This is a genomic window from Nonomuraea purpurea, assembly GCF_042650645.1.
GTDB classification, from domain to species: Bacteria; Actinomycetota; Actinomycetes; order Streptosporangiales; family Streptosporangiaceae; genus Nonomuraea; species Nonomuraea purpurea.
Window position 1 is genome coordinate 211,342 of sequence record NZ_JBHSBI010000012.1, and the last position, 24,277, is coordinate 235,618.

General features: G+C 68.9%; 22 protein-coding genes. 16 read left to right on the top strand and 6 right to left on the bottom strand.

Translation table 11 applies throughout. The features are described from left to right. The first annotated feature begins 64 nt into the window (after positions 1-64). The 3 genes from ACFOY2_RS24595 to ACFOY2_RS24605 are packed head-to-tail and all read left to right on the top strand — an operon-like array spanning position 65 to position 3,101. Positions 65-1,078, top strand: a complete 1,014-nt coding sequence (locus ACFOY2_RS24595; protein WP_379530432.1) for an ABC transporter permease — start codon at positions 65-67, stop codon at positions 1,076-1,078. Beyond that, entirely contained in the window at positions 1,075-2,103 is a 1,029-nt protein-coding gene (locus ACFOY2_RS24600; RefSeq protein WP_379530433.1) for an ABC transporter ATP-binding protein, read from the top strand. Before ACFOY2_RS24595 ends, ACFOY2_RS24600 begins: the two co-directional genes overlap by 4 nt. 32 nt (positions 2,104-2,135) lie before the next feature. Then, positions 2,136-3,101: an ABC transporter ATP-binding protein gene (locus tag ACFOY2_RS24605; RefSeq protein WP_379530535.1), complete on the top strand. Its 966-nt coding sequence runs from the start codon at positions 2,136-2,138 to the stop codon at positions 3,099-3,101. A 17-nt stretch (positions 3,102-3,118) separates the two neighbouring features. Here ACFOY2_RS24605 and ACFOY2_RS24610 read toward each other — a convergent pair whose 3' ends face one another. The 3 genes from ACFOY2_RS24610 to ACFOY2_RS24620 all read right to left on the bottom strand — a co-directional run bounded on the left by ACFOY2_RS24610 (position 3,119) and on the right by ACFOY2_RS24620 (position 5,915). Then, positions 3,119-3,802, bottom strand: coding sequence for a response regulator (locus tag ACFOY2_RS24610; RefSeq protein WP_379530434.1), 684 nt, complete (start codon positions 3,800-3,802; stop codon positions 3,119-3,121). After that, positions 3,799-4,974, bottom strand: coding sequence for a sensor histidine kinase (locus ACFOY2_RS24615; RefSeq protein WP_379530435.1), 1,176 nt, complete (start codon positions 4,972-4,974; stop codon positions 3,799-3,801). The genes ACFOY2_RS24610 and ACFOY2_RS24615 overlap by 4 nt, the downstream gene beginning before the upstream one ends. Before the next feature lie 80 nt (positions 4,975-5,054). Continuing rightward, on the bottom strand, positions 5,055-5,915 hold the full coding sequence (locus ACFOY2_RS24620) for a RecB family exonuclease (protein ID WP_379530436.1): 861 nt from the start codon (positions 5,913-5,915) through the stop codon (positions 5,055-5,057). A gap of 184 nt (positions 5,916-6,099) precedes the next feature. Here ACFOY2_RS24620 and ACFOY2_RS24625 point away from each other — a divergent pair, with 184 nt between their 5' ends. Both ACFOY2_RS24625 and ACFOY2_RS24630 read left to right on the top strand, forming a co-directional pair. Next, positions 6,100-7,236 carry a site-2 protease family protein gene (locus ACFOY2_RS24625; protein WP_379530437.1) on the top strand — a complete coding sequence of 379 codons (1,137 nt, stop codon included), beginning with the start codon at positions 6,100-6,102 and terminating at the stop codon, positions 7,234-7,236. 479 nt (positions 7,237-7,715) lie between these two features. Next, entirely contained in the window at positions 7,716-9,116 is a 1,401-nt protein-coding gene (locus tag ACFOY2_RS24630; RefSeq protein WP_379530438.1) for an FHA domain-containing protein, read from the top strand. A gap of 447 nt (positions 9,117-9,563) precedes the next feature. Here ACFOY2_RS24630 and ACFOY2_RS24635 read toward each other — a convergent pair whose 3' ends face one another. Then, entirely contained in the window at positions 9,564-10,655 is a 1,092-nt protein-coding gene (locus tag ACFOY2_RS24635; protein ID WP_379530439.1) for a GNAT family N-acetyltransferase, read from the bottom strand. 55 nt (positions 10,656-10,710) lie between these two features. Between ACFOY2_RS24635 and ACFOY2_RS24640 the strand changes: the two genes are divergently transcribed. The 6 genes from ACFOY2_RS24640 (at position 10,711) to dop (ending at position 19,154) form a co-directional block, all read left to right on the top strand. Then, complete coding sequence (locus ACFOY2_RS24640) at positions 10,711-11,562, top strand: tRNA (adenine-N1)-methyltransferase (RefSeq protein WP_379530440.1); 852 nt, start codon at positions 10,711-10,713, stop codon at positions 11,560-11,562. Between the two features lie 204 nt (positions 11,563-11,766). Further along, positions 11,767-13,530 (top strand): proteasome ATPase, encoded by a 1,764-nt coding sequence (gene arc / locus ACFOY2_RS24645; protein WP_379530441.1) that lies wholly within the window; start codon positions 11,767-11,769, stop codon positions 13,528-13,530. Positions 13,531-13,644: 114 nt separating this feature from the next. Further along, the gene (gene hypF, locus ACFOY2_RS24650) at positions 13,645-15,900 is read left to right on the top strand and encodes a carbamoyltransferase HypF (protein ID WP_379530442.1); all 2,256 of its coding nucleotides are present in this window, start codon (positions 13,645-13,647) and stop codon (positions 15,898-15,900) included. 2 nt (positions 15,901-15,902) lie between these two features. Continuing rightward, entirely contained in the window at positions 15,903-16,283 is a 381-nt protein-coding gene (locus ACFOY2_RS24655) for a pyridoxal-phosphate dependent enzyme (protein ID WP_379530443.1), read from the top strand. A gap of 190 nt (positions 16,284-16,473) precedes the next feature. Then, entirely contained in the window at positions 16,474-17,553 is a 1,080-nt protein-coding gene (locus ACFOY2_RS24660) for an acyltransferase family protein (protein WP_379530444.1), read from the top strand. Positions 17,554-17,639: 86 nt separating this feature from the next. Next, entirely contained in the window at positions 17,640-19,154 is a 1,515-nt protein-coding gene (dop, locus tag ACFOY2_RS24665; protein WP_379530445.1) for a depupylase/deamidase Dop, read from the top strand. 1 nt (position 19,155) lies between these two features. On the opposite strand, the gene ACFOY2_RS24670 is transcribed toward dop, so the two are convergent. After that, positions 19,156-19,560 (bottom strand): hypothetical protein, encoded by a 405-nt coding sequence (locus tag ACFOY2_RS24670; RefSeq protein WP_379530446.1) that lies wholly within the window; start codon positions 19,558-19,560, stop codon positions 19,156-19,158. A gap of 148 nt (positions 19,561-19,708) precedes the next feature. Here ACFOY2_RS24670 and ACFOY2_RS24675 point away from each other — a divergent pair, with 148 nt between their 5' ends. Both ACFOY2_RS24675 and ACFOY2_RS24680 read left to right on the top strand, forming a co-directional pair. Beyond that, positions 19,709-19,918, top strand: a complete 210-nt coding sequence (locus ACFOY2_RS24675; RefSeq protein WP_148031422.1) for a ubiquitin-like protein Pup — start codon at positions 19,709-19,711, stop codon at positions 19,916-19,918. Between the two features lie 33 nt (positions 19,919-19,951). Beyond that, positions 19,952-20,953: an endonuclease VII domain-containing protein gene (locus tag ACFOY2_RS24680; protein WP_379530447.1), complete on the top strand. Its 1,002-nt coding sequence runs from the start codon at positions 19,952-19,954 to the stop codon at positions 20,951-20,953. A 2-nt stretch (positions 20,954-20,955) separates the two neighbouring features. Here the strand turns inward: ACFOY2_RS24680 and ACFOY2_RS24685 are convergent, their stop codons facing one another. Further along, positions 20,956-21,996: a DNA polymerase IV gene (locus ACFOY2_RS24685; protein ID WP_379530448.1), complete on the bottom strand. Its 1,041-nt coding sequence runs from the start codon at positions 21,994-21,996 to the stop codon at positions 20,956-20,958. Between ACFOY2_RS24685 and ACFOY2_RS24690 the strand changes: the two genes are divergently transcribed. The 3 genes from ACFOY2_RS24690 (at position 21,995) to prcA (ending at position 24,104) form a co-directional block, all read left to right on the top strand. Beyond that, positions 21,995-22,207, top strand: coding sequence for a hypothetical protein (locus ACFOY2_RS24690; protein WP_379530449.1), 213 nt, complete (start codon positions 21,995-21,997; stop codon positions 22,205-22,207). The genes ACFOY2_RS24685 and ACFOY2_RS24690 overlap by 2 nt on opposite strands. A gap of 214 nt (positions 22,208-22,421) precedes the next feature. Next, positions 22,422-23,270 carry a proteasome subunit beta gene (gene prcB, locus ACFOY2_RS24695; protein WP_379530450.1) on the top strand — a complete coding sequence of 283 codons (849 nt, stop codon included), beginning with the start codon at positions 22,422-22,424 and terminating at the stop codon, positions 23,268-23,270. 21 nt (positions 23,271-23,291) lie between these two features. Further along, a complete protein-coding gene (prcA, locus tag ACFOY2_RS24700) occupies positions 23,292-24,104 on the top strand; it encodes a proteasome subunit alpha (RefSeq protein ID WP_379530536.1) in 813 nt (270 codons plus the stop codon). Positions 24,105-24,277 lie beyond the last annotated feature (173 nt).

The window sequence follows — 24,277 nt, forward strand, 5'->3', positions numbered from 1 at the left end:
GTCGAAAGCAGGTGAAGGCTTCGGCGGCCGGGCCCACCAGGCCCGGCCGCCCTCGCCGAGATCAGTGTTCACATACATTCTCAGACGGTTGATAGCGGCTGTCATGCTGCTCTTCGTGGTGAGCATCACGACGTTCGCCATCTTCTTCCTCGTGCCTCGGCTCGCTGGGATGTCTGCTGACGACCTCGCCTCCCGCTACGTGGGCAAGGCGGCCAACGCCGAGGTCATTCACGACACGGCCATCCGGCTGGGCTTCTACGACCCGATCTTCGTCCAGTACGGGCGCTTCGTGCAGGGCGTCTTCGTCGGCGTCGAGCGCAACTACGGCCCCGGCGTCGAGCTCTGCCCCGCGCCCTGCCTCGGCTACTCCTACATCACCCAGAACCCGGTGCTGCCCGACCTGCTCGACCGCCTGCCGATCACGCTGTCGCTGGCGCTCGGCGCCGCCGTCGTGTGGGTGATCTTCGGCGTGGCCACCGGCGTGGTGTCGGCGCTGCGGCGCGGCAGCTTCTTCGACCGCGCCGCCATGGGCATCGCCCTGGCCGGCGTGTCACTGCCGATCTTCTTCACCGGCATCATCTCACTGGCGATCTTCCGCGACCAGCTCGGCCTCGTCGGCGACGTCGCCGACTGGGTGCCCTTCACCGAAGACCCGTTCGTCTGGGCCAACAACCTCATCCTGCCCTGGGTGACGCTCGCCTTCCTGTACGCGGCCGGCTACGCCCGGCTCACCCGGGCGGGCATGCTGGAGACCATGTCGGAGGACTACATCCGCACCGCCAGGGCCAAGGGCCTGCCGGAGCGGGTCGTGGTGCTCAAACACGGGCTGCGCGCCACGCTGACACCCGTGCTCACCATGTTCGGCCTCGACCTCGGGCTGCTGCTCGGCGGCGCGGTGCTGACCGAGAGCACCTTCTCCCTGCCCGGCATCGGCAAGTACGCGGTCGACGCCATCGGCAACAACGACCTCCCCCAGGTGATGGGCGTCACCCTGGTCGCGGCGACCTTCATCATCCTGGCCAACCTGATCGTCGACCTGCTCTACGCGGTCGTGGACCCGAGGGTGAGGCTGGCATGAGTGAGTTTCTGCAGGTCAAAGACCTCAAAATCCACTTTCCGACCGATGACGGCGTGGTCAGGTCCGTCGACGGGCTGACCTTCAGCCTCGACCGGGGCAAGACGCTCGGCATCGTCGGCGAGTCCGGCTCCGGCAAGTCGGTCACCAGCCTCGGCATCCTCGGCCTGCACAAGGGCAAGGGCGCCGACATCTCCGGCGAGATCTGGCTCGACGGCGAAGAGCTCGTCAGCGCCTCCCAGGAGCACGTGCGCGGGCTGCGCGGCAAGAAGATGTCGATGATCTTCCAGGATCCGCTGTCGTCGATGCACCCCTTCTACACCGTCGGCGACCAGATCATCGAGGCGTACCGCATCCACCACAAGGTCTCCAAGGCCGTGGCCAGGAAGCACGCCGTCGACATGCTCGGCCGGGTCGGCATCCCCGAGCCGCAGCGCCGCGTCGACTCCTACCCGCACGAGTTCTCCGGCGGCATGCGCCAGCGCGCCATGATCGCCATGGCGCTGTCCTGCGACCCCGAACTGCTCATCGCCGACGAGCCGACCACCGCGCTCGACGTGACCGTGCAGGCCCAGATCCTCGACCTGATGCTCGACCTGCAGCGCGAGTTCGACTCCGCGCTGATCATCATCACCCACGACCTGGGCGTGGTGGCCGAGCTGTCCGACGACATCCTGGTCATGTACGCGGGCAAGTGCATCGAGTACGGCACCGCCGACGACATCTTCTACCGTCCCGAGCACCCCTACACCTGGGGTCTACTGGGATCGATGCCCCGCCTCGACCGGGAGCCCACCGAACGGCTCCTGCCGATCAAGGGCTCCCCGCCGTCCCTGATCAACGTGCCGCCGGGCTGCGCCTTCCACCCCCGCTGCCCCTACGCCGACAAGAGCGGCGAGAAGGCCAAGACCGAGGTGCCCGCGCTGGCCGAGACCGAGGGCGGCCACCTGGTGCGCTGCCACCTCGACCGGACCGAGCGGCGGGAACTGTGGGACAACGAGATCAAGCCAGTGCTGGAGACTCAGTGACCGACAACGAGCCGCTGCTTTCCGTGCAGGACATGGCCAAGCACTTCCCCGTCACCCAAGGCCTGCTCAAGCGGCAGGTGGGCGCCGTCAAGGCGGTCGACGGGATCAGCTTCGAGGTGTTCAAGGGCGAGACGCTCGGCCTGGTGGGGGAGTCGGGCTGCGGCAAGTCCACCACCGGCCGCCTCGTGACGCGCCTGCTCGAACCCACCGCCGGCAAGGTGGTCTTCGAGGGCCGGGACATCACGCACATGACGCAGGGCAGGCTCAGGCCGCTCCGCCGCGACATGCAGATGATCTTCCAGGACCCCTACTCCTCGCTCAACCCCCGCCACACGGTCGGCACCATCGTCGGCGCCCCGTTCCGCATCCAGGGCATCGAAACCGAAAGCGGCATCAAGAAGGCCGTCCAGGACATCCTCGACCTTGTCGGGCTCAACCCCGAGCACTACAACCGCTACCCGCACGAGTTCTCCGGCGGCCAGCGCCAGCGCATCGGCATCGCCCGCACGCTCGCGCTCAAACCCAAGCTGATCATCGCCGACGAGCCGGTCTCCGCCCTCGACGTCTCCATCCAGGCCCAGGTCGTCAACCTGCTCGAAGACCTGCAGAACGAGCTCGACCTCACCTACGTCGTGATCGCCCACGACCTGTCGGTGGTGCGCCACATCAGCGACCGGGTCGCCGTCATGTACCTGGGCAAGATCGTCGAGATCGCCGACCGCAAGCAGCTCTACAGCTCGCCCATGCACCCCTACACCAACGCCCTGCTGTCGGCCGTGCCCGTGCCCGACCCCAAGGCCCGCAAGGAACGCGAGCGCATCCGGCTCACCGGCGACGTGCCCAGCCCGCTCAACCCGCCGCCCGCCTGCCGCTTCCACACCCGCTGCTGGAAAGCCCAGGAGATCTGCAGAACGGTCGAGCCGCCGCTGCAGGACTCGGCCCCCGGCCACCGCGTGGCCTGCCACTTCCCCGAGAACGCCCCCGCCCCCGCCTCCTGAGCGGGGGCCCGGAGGGGTCAGGACATGGCGCCCGGCGTGATGAGGCCCGTCTCGTAGGCCAGCACCACGGCCTGCACGCGGTCGCGCAGCCCCAGCTTGGTCAGCACGTTGCCGACGTGCGTCTTGACGGTCGTCTCGCTCACCACGAGCTTGGCCGCGATCTCCGCGTTGGACATGCCCTTGGCGATCAGCCGCAGCACCTCCAGCTCCCGCTCGGTCAGCCGGTCGAGCCGGGCGGGAGCGGACTGCTCGTAGGCCGAGGGCAGCCTCGCGGCGAACCGGTCGAGCAGGCGCCGCGTCACGCTCGGCGCCACGATCGCGTCGCCGGCCGCCACCACCCTGATCGCCTGCACCAGCTCATCAGGCGGCACGTCCTTCAGCAGGAACCCCGACGCGCCCGCGCGCAGCGCCTCCACGATGTACTCGTCGAGGTCGAACGTGGTCAGCACCAGCACCTTCGGCACGTGCGCCGCCGGCGCCGCCTCCCGCACGATCCTGCGCGTCGCCTCGATGCCGTCGACCCCGGGCATGCGGATGTCCATCAGCACCACATCGGGCAGCAGCGCCCGCGTCTGCTCCTGGGCGTCCTTGCCGTCGCCCGCCTGGCCCACCACCGTGATGTCGGGCTCGGCCTCCAGAATCAGGCGGAATCCCGTGCGCAGCAGCGGCTGATCATCCACCAGCAGCACTCTGATCGTCATTGGCCGTCCTTCAACGGGAACCTCGCGCGCACCTCGAAACCGCCCCCCGGCAGTGGACCGATGCTCAGGATTCCACCATAGAGTGCCACCCGTTCGCGAATGCCGACCAAACCATGGCCCGGTTGCGAGGCCACAGGCGGACTCCCGCGGCCGTCGTCCTCCACCCGCACATCCAGCTCGCGCGGCTCGTGGCGGACGGTCACCACCGCCTTGGCGCCCGCGCCCGCGTGCCGCAGGCTGTTCGTCAGCCCCTCCTGGACCAGCCGGTAGGCCGCCAGGTCCACCCCGGCCGGCAGCGGCCGAGGATCGCCCTCGACGTCGAGGCGCGTGGGCAGGCCCGCCTCGCGCATCTGCTCGGCCAGCGCCGGCAGATCCTGCACGCCCGGCTGGGGGCCCAGCTCGGCGCGGGAGTCGGTACGCAGCACGCCGACGATGTTGCGCATCTCGGTCATCGCCATCCGGCCCGTGTGCTCGACCGCCGACAGCGCCTCGCGCGCCAGATCGGGGTCGGCGGCCAGCACCCTGCGCGCCGCGGCGGCCTGCACCGTCATCACGCTGACGTGGTGGGCGACCACGTCGTGCAGCTCGCGGGCGATCCTCGAACGCTCCTCGGCCCGCGCCGCCCGCGTGTCGGCCGCGTGCGCGCGTTCCAGCCGCTGCGCCCGGTCACGCAGCTCCTCCAGGTAGGCCCGGCGCAGGCGCAGGTTGCGGCCCGCCCCCCACACCGCCACCAGCACCACGGCCACCACCATGTGCTCGCGCCAGTTCGCCACGCTGATCGGGCCCAGCATCGCGCCCACCGCGTAGGCCGTCAGCGACGCCAGCAACGACGCCAGCGCCACCGCCAGCCCCCGATAGGAGGCCACCGAATACAGCAGCACCAGACCCGGCAGGCTCGGAGCGCCGGAGCCGTAGCCGGACACGGCCAGCAGGATCTCCGGCGCCAGCCCCGCGCACAACGCCGCCACCGGCCAGCTCCGCCGCACCGCCACCGGCAGGCACGCCAGCAGCACCAGCACCGCCCCGAACGCGTCCGGAGCCCGCAACCCGCCGACGGAGACCCCCTCGGCCTGCAACCGGTCGGGGCTGTAAAGGGCGAACAGCGCCACCGAGGCCACGGCCACCACGCCGGCCAGCACCGTGTCGTGGAGCCTGGTTCGGTTTATGCGCACCGCTTCACTGTAGGACCAGGTGAGAGCCCGTAACCTCCTCCCTCGGGAGGATTAGCCGCATCCTTCCACTTGATCACTGATCACAGCTCGTCGGTCGCGGAACGGCGGTTGCTGCGCACGGTGTCGCCCGGCTGGCGGTCGGGCACCGGCGGCGGCGTGCCGCCGAACTCCGGGCACAGCGCCTGATGATCGCACCAGTCGCACAGCCGGCTCCTGCGCGCCCGCCACTCGCCGCTCTCCAGCGACCGCTCGATGGCCGACCACAACGCCATCACCTTGCGCTCGGTGGCCAGCAGATCGTCCTCGTCGGGTGCGTAACGCAGCACCTCGCCCGCGCCGCCCAGATAGACCAGCTGCAGCAGCCGCGGCACCTGCCCGCGCAGCCGCCACAGCACCAGCGCGTAGAACTTCATCTGAAACAGCGCCTTGGCCTCGAACTCCGGCCCCGGCGCCGTGCCGGTCTTGTAGTCGACCACCCGCACCTCGCCGGTGGGCGCCACATCGAGCCGGTCGAGGTAACCCCGCAACATCAGCCCGCCCTCCAGCACCGCCTCGACGTAGAGTTCGCGCTCGGCCGGCTCCAGCCGCGTCGGATCCTCCAGCGTGAAATAGCGCTCCAGCATGCCGCGCGCCTGCTCCAGCCACTGCGCCTGCTCGGCCTCATCGGCGAACATCCGTTCGTACTGCGGATCGTCGGCCAGCAGCCGCCGCCACTGCGGCTCCAGCAGCTCCAGCGCCGCCGCCACGGAACGCCGCGGCGCCGGCAGATCGTAAAGGCGCTCCAGGACCGCGTGCACCACCGTGCCCCGCACCGCGGCGGGGGAGGGCTTCTCGGGCAACTGGTCGACGACACGGAAGCGGTACAGCAGGGGGCAGGTCATGAAGTCGCCCGCCCGGGAGGGGGAGAGGGCTCCGATGATCACCGGTTCGGTCAACGTCATGCACCGCACTCTAGGTCAACATCCCGACAGAATAACGCCCGCGAAACCAGGATCTCGTGATCTGGCGCGTAGCATCAAGGCAGCAACAGCACGTACCGCTGGGAATCCGCCATATAGGTCCTCTGTCCGGGCAGGAAGAGGGAAGGCGGGTCCGCCGGCGGCAGAGACGGTCAAGAGGAGTGCGGTGAGCGAGCAGAGCCCGCGGCGGGAGTTCTCGGGTCTTCGGATGGGGAAGCCGTTCGGCATCCCGGTGTACGTCTCGTGGACCTGGTTCGTCGTCGCGGCCTTCATCACGATGATGTTCGGGCCACGCTTCCGGCAGATGCTGCCAGAACTCGACAGCACAGCCGCCTACGCGGTCGCGTTCGTCTTCGCGGTGCTGCTGTATGTGTCGGTGCTGCTGCACGAACTGGCCCACAGCGTGCTGGCCAAGTGGTACGGCCTGCCGGTGCGCCGCATCACCCTCTACCTCCTCGGCGGCGTCTCCGAGATCGAGAAGGAGCCGCCGACGCCCGGCAAGGAGTTCATGGTCGCCGCCGCCGGGCCGGCGCTCTCGCTCGGGCTGGCCGGCCTCGGCCTGCTCGGCGACATCTTCCTGATCAACAACGGCGGCATCCCCGAACTGCTCGTCTGGCAGTTGTGGGTGGCCAACCTCATCGTCGGCGTGTTCAACCTCATGCCCGGCCTGCCGCTGGACGGCGGCCGGATGCTGCGCGCCGGTGTGTGGAAGCTCACCAAGAACCCCGGCTCCGGCACCGTCGTGGCCGCCTGGGGCGGGCGGGTGCTGGCCGTGCTGCTGGTGGCCTTCCCCGTCACCACGTCGCTGCTGGGCGGCCAGGACCTCGACATCACCGACCTGCTGTGGCCGCTGGTGCTGGCCTCCTTCATCTGGATGGGCGCCTCCCAGTCGCTGCGCGTGGCCAAGATCCGGGCCAGGATCCCGCAGGTCAACGCGCGCGCCCTGGCGCGCAGGGCGATGCCGGTGACCGCCGAGACGCCGCTGTCGGAGGCGCTGCGGCAGGCCGGCGAACGCAGGGCGGGCGCCCTGGTCGTGGTCGGCCACGACGGCCAGCCCCTGGCCATCGTCAACGAGGCCGCCGTCCAGGCCACCCCCGAGCACCGCCGCCCCTGGGTGAACGTCGGCTCCCTGGCCAAGTCCCTGGAGCCGTCCATGGTGCTCGGCGCCGACCTGACCGGCGAGCCGCTCATCGACGCCATGCGCGAGGCTCCCGGCAGCGAGTACCTCCTCGTGGAGGACGGCGGCGAGATCTACGGCGTGCTCGCCACCGCCGATGTGAACCGGGTTTTCACCGGCGTCTGATTTGTCCCACTCGTTTAACCGGCGACCCATGGATAGGGTCGTGTCCAGCACTTTCAGGTGGGCCGGAATTCCGCGATGCGACGACTGGCCGATAGTGTGCTGTTTGGCCAAACTTGCACAGTTGAGGGGTTTGTTGCGGCCCACCGGTTCACCGAATCGAGACGGCGGGCCCGCGACACGGCCTCGCCGTCTGGGTATGCGTATGGCTGGTGGCCAGCACGGCGAGTGCGGGTGCCGTAACAACGCGGGCTTCCGGGGAGGAGAGTTGAGTGACCGAGCGCAGCGAGGGCACCGATGAGCGCAGCACGGTCGTCATGAGGGAGGACGCATGACACTCCCTGCGTCAACCTCAGGCGGCGACGGGCTCGTTGAGGTCATCAGTGAGCAGGGAAGCATGGGCCCGACGAAGGAGGGTTCATGAGCGAGCTTGTCGAGGTCATCAGTGAGCAGGGGAACATGGGCCCGACGAAGGAGGGTTCATGAGCGACCACGGCTTCGGATTGGTGCGTCCGCTTCCCGGAAACGGCCTGGTGGCCTATGAGGGCGGGCTCTTGCTGGTGTGCGACCCCGGCGAGGGCACCGCTGACGACCTGCTCGACGCGCTGCGCGAGACGGCCGCCTCCGGCGGCGACGGCCGGGCCCTGGCCCGGCGCGCCGCCCAGGTCCTGGCGGCCAACATGGCGGGCGACCCGGCCACCTGCGCGGTCGCCGGCCCCGTCGGCGGCGGCGGCGTCGCCGTCCTGGTCAGCGGCTCGGCCGCGGCCACCATCACCACCCACTCCGGCGAGACGCGGCTGGCCGGCAGCGACTCCCTGACCTGGGCCGACCGGCTCGTCACCGGCGGCGTCGACCAGGTCGAGCTGAGCCTGCCCGGCGCCGGCGCCCCCCCCGAGGTCGTCCGCTTCGACGGCGGCATCGTGCACGGCGGCGGCCTCGTCGGCGACCTCACCGACCAGCCCGTGGCCCACGCCCCCTCCCGGCCGCTGACCAGCGAGATGCCCGCCACGGGCTACCACCTCGAGCCCGACCTCGTCCAGCAGCCCTCCCAGCCCCAGGTCGAGCGCCCGCCCTACCCGCTGGCCGACCAGCCGCCGGTCGTGCCGGCCCCGCCCGTGGGGCCGCCCCCCGGCCCGCCTTCCGGGCCCCAGGAGGCGCCCTTCGCCGCCCCCGTGGAGCAGCCCCCCGCCTTCCTCCAGGAGCAGCCGCCGCCCCTGCCCGACCCCCATCAGCACTTCCCCTTCGAGGACGAGCCGCCGGCCGGCGGCACCGCCGACCAGCCGGCCCCGCCGCACATGGGCCAGCCCGACCACTTCGACCAGCCCGCGCCGCCCATGCTCGGCCAGCCCGACCACTTCGACCACCCGGGCCCGCCGCCGCCCCAGGAGCAGCAGGCCGACCACGGCGACCGGCCCCTGGTCTACGGGGTCGACTGCAAGAACGACCACTTCAACGACCCCCGCGTGCCCTACTGCGCCGTCTGCGGCATCGCCCTGGTGCAGCGCACCCTCGTCCCCTACAAGGGCCCGCGCCCCGCGCTCGGCGTCCTCGTCCTCGACGACGGCACCGCGCTGCCCCTGGAAAGCGACTACCTGCTGGGCCGCGACCCTGAGCGTGCCCCCGAGGTGGCCGGCGGCACCGCCAGGCCCGCCAAGGTCACCAGCCCGGACGGGTCGGTGTCCCGGCGGCACCTGCGGGTGGCCCTCGACGGGTGGGACGTCAACCTGGTCGACCTCGGCTCCGTCAACGGCACCCAGATCCAGCCGCCCGGCGACCCCAACTTCTACGACATCCCGCCCAACGAGCCCGTCACCATCGCACCCGGCACGACGGTCCGCGTCGGCGTCTCCCGCACCATGCGCTTCGAAGCCCATCGAGGGTAGGACCTCTCACCGGCCCGCGACGCCCGCGCCCCCGCCGCCTGAAGGCGGGGCCGCGGGCGTCCTTACTGCGGACGATCTGCCCAGGCCGGCGTTACCGGTGAATGACCAGAGGGTTTGTGTGCTTCCTTGTTCTGACGCTTGAACGCGGGGCGGGGGAAAGGCCCTCGGGATCGATGGCCGGGGGTGGGGCGCAGGGCCCGCGGGGACGACGGGCGGGCCGTCCGGCAAGGCGTTGAGGGGTGCGGAGGGGCTGCCGGGAAATATTGCGAGTTTGCGAAGGATGCGTTAATTGAAGGGAAAATCCGCGGGCGCCGGGCGGCGTCGAAGAGGGCGGAGCGCGGGCGAATGCCGGCGTGAATGTGTCCGGGAAACGGCCGGGTCTTTCCCGGGATCCGGTCTATCCGTATGAGGGCGCGGCGGGCAGGCTCGAACGCCGGCCGCCGTGCCCTACGACGGTCGTACACGGGCCCACAGCATGTCATCGGCCCGCTTCCCGTCCGGCCCCGGGAGCATCTCCCGGTGCACGCCCTCCGTGAGGAACCCCGTCCGCTCCAGCACCGCCTGCGAGGCCGCGTTGTCCACGTTCGTGCCCGCCACGATCCGGTGCAGGACGGTGTTGGCGAACGTCCAGTCCACCAGCAGCCGCACCGCCCGCGTCATGAGCCCCTTGCCCCGGTAGGCCGCCAGCAGCGAATACCCGACCATCGCCTGCCCCAGCACGGGGGCGACCTGCGTCAACTGGATGTGCCCCGCGAACGCGCCCGAGACGGCCTCCCGGATGCCCAGCTCGATCCGCTGCCCCGACACCCACCAGTAGCCGGTGTGGCGGCAGCGCCGCTCGGCGTCCTCCAGCGTGCCCGCCGGCGCCATGGCGTAGGCCGCGACCGTCGGCTCGTTGATCATCCGCAGGTAGTCGGCGGCGTCGGCCACGGTCATCGGGCTCAGCCGCACCACCCCGTCGGACAGCTCCCCGCCCTCGAACGGCGGCAGGTACGGCCTGGTGTCTTCGACGGCGTCCCCGGCGAGCCTGCCGAACAGGACGAAGTCGGCATGACGCCCGTCCCGCAGCCGTTTGGCCTCCCGCCGCCGGCCCTCCTCGTGGAAGCCCGCCTTGTAGGCCACCCGCAGGCTCGCCACGTTCTCCAGCTCACTCTGCAGCTCCAGCCTGCGCACCCCCTGGTCGAAGGCCCAGTCGCAGACCGCGCGCACGGCCGTGCCCGCCACGTTCCTGCCCCGCGCCCACGGCGCCACCAGGTAGCCGATCTCGGCCGCGCCCCAGCGGTCCGGCGGCAGGACGTCGACGGAGCCGGCCCACCGGCCGTTCTCGGTGATCGCGAACTCCGCGCCGCCCTCACGCCACCTGTCCTCGGCCCGCGCCAGGAAGGCGCGCGCGTCGGAGGCCTCGTACGGCGCGGGCAGCAGCGGCAGGAAGCGGGCCATCACCGGATCGCCGCAGGCCGCCGTGATCGCCTCGACGTCGCCCTCGCCCGGGGGCCGCAGGATCAGGGAGCCGGTGGAGATCACATCGCGCGGGAGCATGCCCCATAGATACCGCGCGTCCGGACCTGCTCGAAACCCCTATAACCTTGCCGCCATGGGTTTCCGCAGGCATGGGCCTTTCCAGGTGGGGGATCAGGTGCAGCTCACCGACCCCAAGAACAAGCGCCACACGATCACGCTCAAGCAGGACGGCGTCTTCCACACCCACAAGGGCGCCATCCCCCACAGCGACCTGATCGGGCAGCCGGAAGGCTCCGTCGTGCGCTCCTCCGGCGGCACCCAGTACCTCGCCTTCCGCCACCTGCTGCAGGACTACACGCTGGCCATGCCGCGCGGCGCGGCGGTCATCTACCCCAAGGACGCCTCGATGATCGTCGGCATGGCCGACGTCTTCCCCGGCGCCAGGGTGATCGAGGCCGGCGTCGGCTCCGGCGCGCTGACCTGCTTCCTGCTGCGCGCAGTCGGCCCCGAGGGCCACCTCACCTCCTACGAGCGGCGGCAGGAGTTCGCCGACGTGGCACGGGGGAACGTGGAGAAGTTCTACGGCGGGCCCATGGACGACAACTGGCGCCTGGTCGTCGGCGATCTGGTGGCCTCCATCGACGAGGCCGACGTCGACCGCGTCATCCTCGACATGCTCGCCCCCTGGGAGTGCGTCGACGCCGCCGCCAAGGCGCTCACACCGGGCGGCGTGATCTGCTGTTATGTGGCCACCACGACCCAGATGTCCAAGACGGTCGAGGTCATTCGCGATCACGGGTGTTTCACCGAGCCGCATGCGTGGGAGACCCTGGTTCGCGACTGGCACGTCGAAGGGCTCGCGGTAAGACCTGATCATCGGATGATCGGCCACACCGGATTCCTCGTCACCGCCCGCCGCATGGCCGACGGCGTGACCCCGCCGCCGCGCCGTCGCCGACCGAAGGGGACGACGGAAGAACTATGACAATTTGGCCACGAGGCTGCGTTGGCGCGTGACACGGGAACAGATCCCCGTGTTCATATGCTGGGAGTATTAAACGCACTATTAGGGATTATTCACCGAACACTGAATGTCACTCGACGAACACTGCCCGGCCAGGTTACGGAGGGGCCCGAGATAGGTAAGGTCCTTAGTAGTCGCCCTCGACTGGGAAGGAGGTGACGGGGCGTGGCAGCTCGCGATGATGCTGAGGCTCGAGCCGCGCAGCGCGAACGGGAGGTCGCTGATCTTTCAACACAGGTCTCCTTCCTGCAGGAGGAGATCACCGCGCTGAGGCGGAAGCTGGCCGAGTCACCCCGTCAGGCCAGGGTCCTCGAAGAGCGTCTCCATGAGGCACAGGCGAACCTCGCGGCCGTGACAGGCCAGAACGAACGCCTGGTGGCAACCCTCAAGGAGGCCAGGGACCAGATCGTCGCCCTCAAGGAGGAAGTCGACCGGCTGGCGCAGCCGCCATCCGGCTTCGGCACCTTCCTGGAGGCCAGAGAAGACGGCACGATCGAGGTGTTCACCGGCGGCCGCAAGCTCCGCGTGAACGTCAGCCCAGCCGTCGACGCCGACTCGCTCAGGCGTGGCCAGGAGGTCATGCTCAACGAGGCGCTCAACGTGGTCGAAGCACTCGGCTACGAAGAGGTCGGCGAGATCGTGATGCTCAAGGAACTGCTCGACGAGGGCAAGCGGGCTCTGGTCATCTCGCACGCCGACGAAGAACGCGTCGTGCGACTGGCCGAGTCACTGGTCGGCCAGCCCATCAGGGCCGGCGACTCACTCCTGCTCGAACCTCGCTCCGGCTACGTCTACGAGCGCATACCCAAGTCCGAAGTCGAAGAGCTCGTGCTCGAAGAGGTCCCCGACATCTCCTACGAGGAGATCGGCGGCCTCGGCAGGCAGATCGAGCAGATCAGGGACGCCATCGAGCTGCCCTACCTGCACGCCGACCTGTTCCGCGAGCACAAGCTGCGGCCCCCCAAGGGCGTGCTGCTGTACGGGCCGCCCGGCTGCGGCAAGACGCTCATCGCCAAGGCCGTGGCCAACTCCCTGGCCAAGCAGGTCGCGGAGAAGACCGGCCAGTCCGGCAAGAGCTTCTTCCTCAACATCAAGGGCCCCGAACTGCTCAACAAGTACGTCGGCGAGACCGAGCGGCACATCCGCCTGGTCTTCCAGCGGGCCCGCGAGAAGGCCTCAGAAGGCACCCCGGTGATCGTGTTCTTCGACGAGATGGACTCGATCTTCCGCACCCGCGGCTCCGGCGTGTCCTCCGACGTCGAGAACACCATCGTCCCCCAGCTGCTGTCGGAGATCGACGGAGTCGAGGGCCTGGAGAACGTCATCGTCATCGGCGCCTCCAACCGCGAAGACATGATCGACCCGGCGATCCTGCGGCCCGGCCGCCTGGACGTCAAGATCAAGATTGAGCGGCCGGACGCCGAAGCCGCCAAGGACATCTTCTCCAAGTACCTCGTCGCCGACCTCCCCCTGCACCCGGAGGACCTGACGGAGCACACCGGCTCCCGCGAGGCCACCATCCAGGGCATGATCCAGAGCGTCGTCGAACGCATGTACACCGAGAGCGAGGAGAACCGCTTCCTCGAGGTGACCTACGCCAACGGCGACAAGGAAGTCCTCTACTTCAAGGACTTCAACTCCGGCGCGATGATCCAGAACATCGTCGACCGGGGCAAGAAGATGGCCATCAAGCAGTTCCTCGAAAGCGGCCAGAAGGGCCTGCGGGTGCAGCACCTGCTCACGGCCTGCGTGGATGAGTTCTCCGAGAACGAGGACCTGCCCAACACCACCAACCCCGACGACTGGGCCCGCATCTCCGGCAAGAAGGGCGAGCGGATCGTCTACATCCGCACCCTCGTCTCCGGCAAGCAGGGCACCGAAGCCGGCCGGTCCATCGACACCGTCGCCAACACCGGCCAGTACCTGTAAACCGCCTGAACGGAAGGGCCGACCCCGGCCCTTCCGTTCACCGGCACGGTAAAGGGGGCGGCGACACGGGCGATAGGCATGCGCGCCGCCCCGATCAGGCGCACACTGAGCCTTGTGACCACGCTCAAACACGTAGACGTGCACGTCGAAGGCATCGTCCAAGGTGTGGGCTTCCGCCCGTTCGTCTACGGCCTGGCCAACCGGCTCGGCCTGGCCGGACGCGTACGCAACGACGTCAACGGCGTCTTCATCGAGGTCGAAGGCGCCCTGTCCGGCGTCGAGGAGTTCCTGACCGCCCTCGAACGCGAGGCACCCAGCCTGTCGGAGATCGAGCGGGTCACCGTCGTCAGCGGTGAACCCGCCGGCCACGACGGCTTCACCATCGCCGCCAGCGACCCCTCCGGCCTGCGCCGCGCCCTCGTCTCCGCCGACAGCGCCACCTGCGACGACTGCCTGCGCGAACTCGCCGACCCCGCCGACCGCAGACACCGCTACCCGTTCATCAACTGCACCAACTGCGGCCCCCGCTTCACCATCGTGCGCGGCGTCCCCTACGACCGGCCCCTGACCACCATGGCCGGCTTCGGCATGTGCGCCGCCTGCGCCGCCGAATACCACGACCCCGGCGACCGCCGCTACCACGCCCAGCCCACCTGCTGCCCCGCCTGCGGGCCCCGGCTGCGCCTGCACGACGCCCGCGGCGCCGAACTGTGCGGCGACCCCATCACCGGCTGCGTCACCCTCCTGCGCGCAGGACGCGTCGTCGCTGTCAAAGGCCTCGGCGGCTTCCACCTGGCCGTGCCCGCCGCCCACGAACAGGCCGCCGCCACCCTGCGCGGCCGCAAACACCGGGCCGACAAACCCTTCGCCGTCATGGCCGCCGACCTGGCCCAGGCGCGGCGGCTGTGCGCGATCGACACCGCCGCCGCCGAACTCCTCACCAGCCGCGCCCGGCCCATCGTCCTGCTGCCCCGCCTGCCGGACGCGCCCGTGGCCCCCTCCGTCGCCCCCGGCAACCGCAACCTCGGCATCATGCTGCCCTACACGCCCCTGCACCACCTCCTGCTCGCAGAACTCGCCGAACCCCTCGTGTTGACCAGCGGCAACGTCTGCGACGAGCCCATCGCCCACGAGGACGCCGACGCGCTGGCCCGCCTGGGCGGCATCGCCGACGCCTTCCTGCTGCACGACCGCGCCATCCACGTACGCGCCGACGACTCCGTCGTGCGCCCCGCCGCAGGACAGGTGAGCGTACTGCGCCGCGCCCGCGGCTACGCCCCGGAACCGCTCGCCCTGCGCTCACCCGCCCGCCGGCCCGTACTCGCCTGCGGCGCCGAGCTCAAAAGCACCTTCTGCCTGCTGCGAGGACGGCGGGCGTTCATCTCCCAGCACATCGGCGACCTGGAGAACTACGAGACGCTGCGATCCTTCGTCGAAGGCATCGACCACTACTGCGGGCTGTTCGACATCAGACCCGAGATCGTCGCCCACGACCTGCACCCCGACTACCTGTCCACCAAACACGCCAGGGAAATCCGCGGCGCCGACCTCGTCGGCGTCCAGCACCACCACGCCCACATCGCCTCCTGCCTGGCCGACAACGGCGACGCCGGACCCGTGATCGGCGTCGCCTTCGACGGGCTCGGCTACGGCGCCGACGGCACCCTGTGGGGCGGCGAATTCCTGCGCGCCGACCTGACCTCCTACGAACGCCTCGCCCACCTCGCGCCCGTGCCCATGCCCGGCGGCAGCGCCGCCATCCGGCAGCCGTGGCGCATGGCCGCCGCCTACCTGCGCGACGACCACCCCGGCCTCGACGTCGCCCGCCGCAACGCCCCCCACTGGGCCGACGTCCTCGCCCTGGCCGCCGGCGGGATCAACTCGCCCATGACCTCCAGCGCCGGACGCCTGTTCGACGCCGTCTCGGCCCTGCTCGGCATCCGCGACAAGATCACCTACGAGGGGCAGGCGGCGATCGAGCTCGAACAGCACGCCGACCCCGCCGAGACCGGCACCTACCCCACGGCCGTCCGCGACGGCGACGTGCTCACCCTCGACGGCTCCGACCTGGTCCGCGCCGCCGCCGCCGACCTGGCTGCCGGGGTCGCCACGCCCGTCATCGCCGGACGCTTCCACAACGGCGTCACCGACGCCATCGTCGGCACCTGCCGCACCCTCAGGGAACGCACCGGGCTGACGGGAGTGGCGCTGTCGGGCGGGGTCTTCCAGAACGAACTGCTGCTGGAACGGACCACCGGACGGCTGCGCGAGGCCGGGTTCCGGGTGCTGCGGCACGTCCGCGTGCCCCCCAACGACGGCGGCATCAGCCTCGGCCAGGCCGCCGTCGCCGCCGCCAGAGACCTCATGTGATCATGGAGTACCTCAACTCCGCCCGCGCCCCCTACAGCGCGCGAGAGCGCGAGCTCATCGGGACCGAGCACGCCCGCCAGGCCCGGGCGCGTTTCTCCGCCCACCCCGCCTACCGGCCCACACCCGTGCACACCATCGCCGGACTGGCCGGCACCGGGGCCGTGCTCGTCAAGGACGAAAGCGCACGCATGGGACTGGGCAGCTTCAAGGCCCTGGGCGGCGCCCACGCCGTCCACCTGATCGCCGAACGCGACGGCACCCCGTTCGTGTGCGCCGGCGCCGGAAACCACGGCATCTCCGTGGCCTCAGGCGCGTGCGTCGGCTACCTCCGTCGTCTACCTCAGCCAGGACGTCCCGGAGGCGTTCGAGCGGCGGCTGCATGACCTCGGCGCGCAGGTGCGCCGCGCTGGGACGCACCACGAGCAGAGCCGCCCGGGGGTTCTGGGCCTCGACGACGCCTCGCACATCTTGCTGGTGGGAACAGAGGGACCAGCGGAACCAAAGTGATCAGAGTTACGTCAAAGGGGCGTGCAACCACCTAACCGGCCCAGGCACGCCCGGGGAGACGGCCGGTTGGCCGAGCTCGACCTGCTCCGCTTCGTCGCCGCTCTGGCCGTCGTCGCCTTCCACTACCTGGTCGCCTACGCCTCGGTCTGGGGCGACAGGCCCGCCGAACTGTTCCCGGCACTGGCGCCCATCGCGGGACTCGGCATCCTCGGAGTCGAGCTCTTCTTCATCATCAGCGGCTTCGTCATCCTCATGACGGTGTGGGGACGCGGACTCGGCGGCTTCGCCCGTTCCAGACTCGTCCGCCTTTATCCCGCGTACTGGCTCAGCCTCGCCTCCGTCGCCGCGCTCTACGGGCTCACCGGCGCCAAAGCACTCGACCCAAAACTTTCGCCAGGCGACTACCTGGTGAACGCCACGATGTTCCAGCGGCTGTTCAAAATCACCGACGCCAGCGGCGTCTACTGGTCGCTGTGGGCCGAGCTCCGCTTCTACCTCCTGATCGCCATCCTGGTGATCATCGGCGTCACCTACGGACGCGTCCTGATCTTCGCGGGAGTGTGGCTGGCGGCCGCCTTAGGCGCCACACTGCTCGACAACGACCTCCTCAACGAGATCGTCATGCCCGACTACGCCCCCTACTTCATCGCCGGCATGGCCCTCTACCTCATCCACAAACACGGCAACGCCTGGCTCCCCTGGCTGTACGTGGCCGCCGGATACGCCCTGTCGCTCCCCTCCGCCCTCGACCGCGTCCACCGGCGCGTCGACGCCGCAGGGTTCAAGAACATGCCCGTCACCGACATCAGCGTGATCATCACGATCACCCTGGTCTTCGCCCTCATGGCGCTGGCGGCCCTCGGCGTGCTGCGGCTCAAACCCTCCAAGACGCTCACCGCGCTCGGCGGCATCACATACCCGCTTTACCTCTTCCATGGCGTCGTCGCCGTGGCCCTCATCCCCGTGCTCACCGGGCACCTGCCCCCCTGGGCCACCGCCACCACGACCGTCCTGGCGGCGATCCTGCTGTCGTATCTCGTACACTCCTTTGCCGAACGCCCCATCCAGCGACTACTCAAGCCCCGCAGACCGCCGCAAACCACAACAGCTCCGGTCGTACAGGCGGAAAAGGCGTCGGTGCCATAACTCTGTGGCCTCGGGGCACTGTGAAGGGCATAGGCTCGGGCATATAAACGGCGGATAGACAGACCCGGACGAACAGAGGGTGTTGCATGACGGTGCGTCGGGTGATGGGCATCGAGACCGAGTACGGCATCTCCGTACCAGGTCAGCCAGGCGCCAACGCGATGGTGACCTCCTCCCAGGTGGTCAACGCCTACCTGGCCGCCTCGGCGGCCCGCGCGCGCAGAGCACGCTGGGACTTCGAGGAAGAAAACCCCCTACGCGACGCGCGCGGCTTCGACCTGGCCAGAGAGGTCGCCGACCCCAGCCAGCTCACCGACGAAGACCTCGGCCTCGCCAACGTCATCCTCACCAACGGCGCCCGGCTCTACGTCGACCACGCCCACCCCGAATACTCCTCGCCCGAATGCACCAACCCACGGGCGGCAGTCATCTGGGACAAGGCCGGCGAAAGAGTCATGTACGACGCCGCCACCCGAGCCTCCGCCATCCCCTCCAACGCCCCCATCCAGCTCTACAAAAACAACACCGACGCCAAAGGCGCCTCCTACGGCTGCCACGAGAACTACCTCATGCGGCGCGCCACCCCCTTCGCCGACATCGTCCGCCACCTCACCCCCTTCTTCGTCTCCCGCCAAGTCGTCGTCGGCGCCGGCAAAGTCGGCATCGGCCAGGACTCCCGCGGCGAAGGCTTCCAGATCAGCCAGCGCGCCGACTTCTTCGAAGTCGAAGTCGGCCTCGAAACCACGCTCAAACGGCCGATCATCAACACCAGAGACGAACCTCACGCCGACCCCGAGAAATACCGGCGACTCCACGTCATCATCGGCGACGCCAACATGTCCGAGATCTCCACCTACCTCAAACTCGGCTCCACCGCGCTCGTCCTGGCCATGATCGAAGAAGGCTTCCTCACCCGCGACCTCGCCGTCGACAACCCCGTCCAAGCCCTGCGCGCCGTCTCACACGACCCCACCTGCCGCTACGAGATCCCCATGCGCGACGGCCGCAAGCTCACCGCCGTGCAACTCCAGATGGAATACCTCGAACAAGCCCGCAAATACGTCGAAGAACGCGGCACCGCCCAAGACGAGATGAACAAGGACATCCTCGACCGCTGGGAATCCGTCCTCACCCGCCTCGCGGAAGACCCCATGCAACTCGCCCGCGAACTCGACTGGGTCGCCAAACTCGAACTCCTCGAGGGCTACCGCACCCGCGACGGCCTCAACTGGTCCCACCCCCGCCTTCAACTCGTCGACCTGCAATACTCCGACATCCGCCCCGACCGCGGCCTCTACAACCGCCTCGTCGCCCGCGGACGCATGCAACGCCTCGTCAGCGAAGAAGAAGTACAACGCGCCGTGGAAAGCCCACCCAGCGACACCCGCGCCTACTTCCGCGGCCGCTGCCTCAGCCAATACAGCGAATCCGTCGCCGCCGCCTCCTGGGACTCCGTCATCTTCGACATCCCCGGCAGAGAATCGCTCCAGCGCGTCCCCACCCTCGAACCACTACGCGGCACCAAAGCCCACGTCGGCGAACTCTTCGACCGCTGCCGCACCGCCGCCGACCTCGTCGCCGCCCTCACCGGCGGAGACTGACTCACAACAGGCCCACCCCCAGCGTCAGCGTGCCCGCCGCCAGACACACCCCACCCGCCACCGCCAACCAGATCAACCTGCTCGGCTTCGTGTCACCCGGCCGCACCACCGACAGGAAGAAGCCCAGCGGCATCAGGATCGGGGCCGCCACGATGAGCGTGCGCGTCAGGCTCTTCACACCCTCCGACAAGTTCGCCTGATCCACATACAGCATCGCCACCAAGGCGAACAGCACCAGAACGCCCGCATGGGCGTGACCCGCCCGCCACAGGCCCCTGCGCACCGGGTTGTCCAGGTAGCCGGGGACGTTTCGCATCAGGAACGACAGCAGCGAGACGCCGCCGAAGGCGACCAGCGGGACTGTGATGAGGAGCACACCGGCCGTGCTCAGGGACGAAGGGGACATCTCAACCTCCTATGGGTTCGGGGGTCCCAGTATTGGATAGGGGGACTATCTAGTCAAGCGCGCAAGATCGCTGGGCGATCGGCGCGAAATGTCGGCTCGTTCGGGGAAGATATGCCTAGAGGCAGTCCCCCAACTCTGGAGGTAGGACATGGCAACCAAGGACACCGGCGGCCAGAAGCAGACCGGTAGGCGCGAGTCCGAAGTCGAGGAGACCGAGGCCTCGGCGGCACCCGACGTCCAGGAGCGGCAGGAGAAGCTCACGGACGATGTCGACGCAATTCTGGACGAAATCGACGAAGTTCTCGAAGAGAACGCAGAGGAGTTCGTGAGGAGCTATGTGCAGAAGGGCGGCGAATAGGGCGAAAACGGACATAGAAAAGGGGTAAATCGGGTGGAAACGCCGGACGGAATGAAGCGGTGCCCGGACTGCGGTGAGATCAAGGCGGTCTCCGAGTTCGGGCTCAATAAGCGCATGGCTGATGGGCGTGCGCGGTATTGCAAGGACTGCTTTCGTAAGCGTTCCACTCAGAGTTATCGCAAGCGCATGGCCGAGCAGGGGAAGGCCGTGCGTGAGCGGGTCGAAGTTCCAGCGGGGCACAAATACTGCCCTCGGTGCGCCGAGATCAAGGCCGTGGGTGAGTTCGGTGCCAACCGGGCCGCGAAAGACGGGCTGACCGCTTACTGCAAGCCGTGTCACACGCGTGTGACGCTCGAGAACAGAATCAAGAATCACGGGAGCGACCGCAATTACAAGCTGAAGCTCCGTTATGGCATCACCGAGGACGACTTTGAGCGCATGCTCGCCCGTCAGGGCGGGCTCTGCGCCATCTGCCAGGTCGTTCCCGGTACGTTCGTCGATCATTGTCACCGGACCGGCGCGGTCCGGGGTGTGCTCTGTTTCAACTGCAACAACGGGCTCGGGCACTTCGGCGACAACCTGGTGTTGCTGGAGTTGGCCGCGCACTATCTGGGTGGTGACGTTCTCTGGCAGGAGTTCGTGGTTCCGCCGGGGCGGCGGGCTGACGGAGTGGTGGCGCCGTCGCGGACGTATCACCTGTCGCAGCGTTATGGGATGCGTCATGAGGATGTGGAGCGGATGATCTCGGCTCAGCACGGGTTGTGCGTGGTGTGCTGGGGTCGGCCGCCGGAGCATGTGGATCATTGTCATCGCACGGGTGATGTGCGGTATGCGTTGTGCCTGCCGTGTAATACGGGGATCGGGCAGTTCCGGGATGATCCTGGGGTGGTGTGGCGGGCGCTGGCGTATGTGGAGGCGGCCGAGGTCGGGGGGTATGACGAGGTGGGGGTTTCGGAGGAGGAGTTGGCGGGGTTGTTCGTGGAGGAGGAGCGGCTTTGTAGTGAGTTCTATGCGGGGGCGGTTCGGGTGGGGTGAGTTCAGGTTGGGGGCTTGGTGTATTCGACGGCGACTCCGAGGAGGCGGATGGGGCGGTTGAGGTCGAAGCGGTTGAGGAGGGTGGTGGCGGTGTTTTTGATGGTTTGGGGGTCGTTGGTGGGGGTGGGGAGTGTGGTTTGGCGGGTTCTGGTGATGAATGGGGTGTAGCGGATTTTGAGTGAGACGCGGGTTATTTGGCGGTTTTCGGTGGCGGCGTCGTGGGCGACTTGGGTGGCGAGGGTGGCTATGTGGTGGGTGATGTCGTCTTTGTCGGTGAGGTCGTGGGGGAAGGTGGTTTCGCGGCTGTGGCCGCGGGCGATCCACGGGGTGGTGGTGATGGTGGTTTCGCCTTTGCCGAGGGCGAGGTAGCGGTACCAGGGGCCGTTGGTGGGGCCGAGGTGGCGGGCGAGGTCTGTGGGGTCGGCGGCGGCGAGTTGGGCGACGGTGTGCAGGCCGAGTTGGGCGAGTTTTCTGGCGGTTTTGGGGCCGATGCCCCAGAGGGCGTCGGTGGGGCGGTCGTTCATGGTCTCGGCCCAGTTGCCGCTGGTGAGGCGGCGGATTCCGGCGGGTTTGGCGTGGCCGGAGGCGAGTTTGGCCTGGTGTTTGTTCTCGCCGATGCCGATGGAGCAGGTCAGGCCGGTGCGCTGGTGTACGGCGTGCTGGAGGGCGGCGGCGAGGGTTTCCGGGTCGTCGGTGGTGGCGCCGAGGAAGGCTTCGTCCCAGCCCCAGATTTCGACGCGGACGGGGAAGTCGCGCAGGACGGCCATGACGTGTTGTGAGGCGGCTTCGTAGGCGGGTGGGTCGCTGGGCAGGAAGACGGCGTCGGGGCAGCGTTTGAGGGCGGTGCGCAGGGGTGTGCCGGAGTGGATGCCGTATTCGCGGGCTTCGTAGGTGGCGGTGGCGGCGACGGTTCGGGGTTTGGTGGGGTCTCCTGTGCCTCCGACGACGACGGGTTTGCCGCGCAGTTCGGGGTGGCGCAGGAGTTCGACGGCGGCGATGAACTGGTCGAGGTCGAGGTGCAGGATCCAGTCCTTGGTGGACATGGTGTCCAGTATGGTCGGCGGCGGTTCAGGGGGCCCGCAGGAGGGTGCCGTCGCGGTCGAGCAGGGCGCGGCGGGGGGTCGCGAGGAGTGGTTCGTCGCCTTCTGGGACGACGAGCTGGAATGTGGGCGTGGGGGATTCGAAGGCGAGGAGGGTGGCGACTTCTCCTCGCCGGCCTCGGTTGCGGTGCCGCGGGAGGCCGGGGCCAGGTGATCATCGCAGGTCGGCTGGGAAATCGTATGTCGGCCTCCTGTTCAGGACGTGTGGACATTCCGACAATCGCATGCGGGCGTAAAAGAAACGATCTGAACACAGGCGGGGGCGCGTGGCCCGCGCGGGTTCGCCGTGAGCTGATCGTGGGAAGTGCAGACAGCGACGCAACATGAGTAGGGTCGCCCTAGGAACACTGACGTTTGGAGGGAGTCGCGTGGCATCGCACAGGGATCTGCCCGTCGGCTTGGTGAACCAGCTCTTCAGAAACACCGGGAGCTCCTCGTTCACGGAGTTTGTCAGCTCGTATGCGCCGGATGTGCTCCCGCAGCGGGACGAGGTTCTGGCCACCCCGATCGGCGACCAGGTTCCGCACGCGACCACGATCGTGGCCGCCACCTTCGCCGGTGGCGTGATCATGGCGGGCGACCGGCGGGCCACGTCCGGCAACATCATCTCCCAGCGTGACGTGGAGAAGGTGTTCCGCGCCGACGACTATTCGTGCATGGGCATCGCGGGCACGGCCAGCACCGGCATCGAGTTCGCCCGTCTGTTCCGGGTGGAGCTGGAGCATTACGAGAAGCTCGAGGGCCGCACGATGTCGGTGGCGGGCAAGGCCAACCGGCTGGCCACCATGATCAGGGGCAACCTGGCCATGGCGATGCAGGGGCTGGTGGTGGTGCCGCTGTTCGCCGCCTACGACCCTGACAAGGATGAGGGCCGCATCTTCAGCTACGACGTGGCGGGCGGGCCGTACGAGCGTGACAGGTTCGACGCGATCGGCTCGGGTTCGATCTTCGCGCGCGGGTCGCTGAAGAAGCTTTACCGCGACGGCGCGGCGGCCGACGACATCGTGATGACGGCCATTCAGGCGCTGTATGACGCCGCGGATGAGGACTCGGCGACCGGCGGGCCCGACGTGACCAGGAAGATCTGGCCGATCGTGTCGGTGATCGACGCCGACGGCTTCCGCCGCCTGCCGGAAGACCAGATCGCCGGTTACGTCAGCCAGCTGCTCGAAGCCCGCATGATCTCGCCCGACGGCCCCATCGCCCCGCTGCGCTAGAAAGGACCACCGCACGTGTCCATGCCTTTTGGTGGATATGCGTCCCCTGAGCAGATCATGCGGGACAAGGCCGACTACGCGCGCAAGGGAATCGCGCGCGGCCGCTCCGTGGTCGTGCTCCAGTATGTCGACGGCATCCTGTTCGTGGCGCCGAACCCGTCGCGGGCGCTGCACAAGATCAGTGAGATCTACGACCGCATCGGTTTCGCGGCCGTGGGGCGCTACAACGAGTTTGAAGAGCTGCGGCTGGGTGGCATCCGCTACGCCGACATCAACGGTTACACCTATGACCGCTCCGATGTGACCGGGCGCGGCCTGGCCAACCTGTACGCCTCCAATCTCGGCCGCATCTTCACCGAGTCGATCAAGTCGCTGGAGGTGGAGGTCGTGGTCGCCGAGGTGGGCGAGACGCGTGACGGCGATGCGATCTACCGGCTGACCTTCGACGGGTCGGTTTTCGACGAGCATGGCTTCGCGGCGATGGGCGGTCAGGCCGAGGCGGTCGCCGGGCGGCTGAAGGAGCGCTACCGGGAGTCGATGTCGCTGGCCGACGCGCTGGAGGTGGCGCTGACGGCGCTGACGGAGCCGGGCGGTGAGCGGCCGCCGGTGGCGCAGCTCGAGGTGGCCGTCCTGGACCGTAACCGGGAGAACCGCAAGTTCCTGCGGCTGACGGGGGCGCGGCTGGAGCGGCTGCTCGCCCAGACCTCGACCCAGCAGCCTCCGGCCACGCCGCCCGCGTCCGCGGATTCGGGGGAGGGGGGCGCGGGCTCTGGGGAGAAGCCGCCGCCCACGGGGCCGGAGGGCGATGTCGACGACGGGTCTTCGCCGCTCTAGCGGGGCTGCTTTCGATGGGGTCGCCTGCGGGCGGCCCCATCGCCGTTTGTGGGGCCGCCCGGGTGGGTGGGCGTCCCGGGGTGCCGGGAGGGGCGGTCGGGGCGTCAGGGGCGGATTGGTGCGTGGTGGGGGTGGTGTGACCTGTTTCACTCTGGAAGGGGCGAACTCCAGAG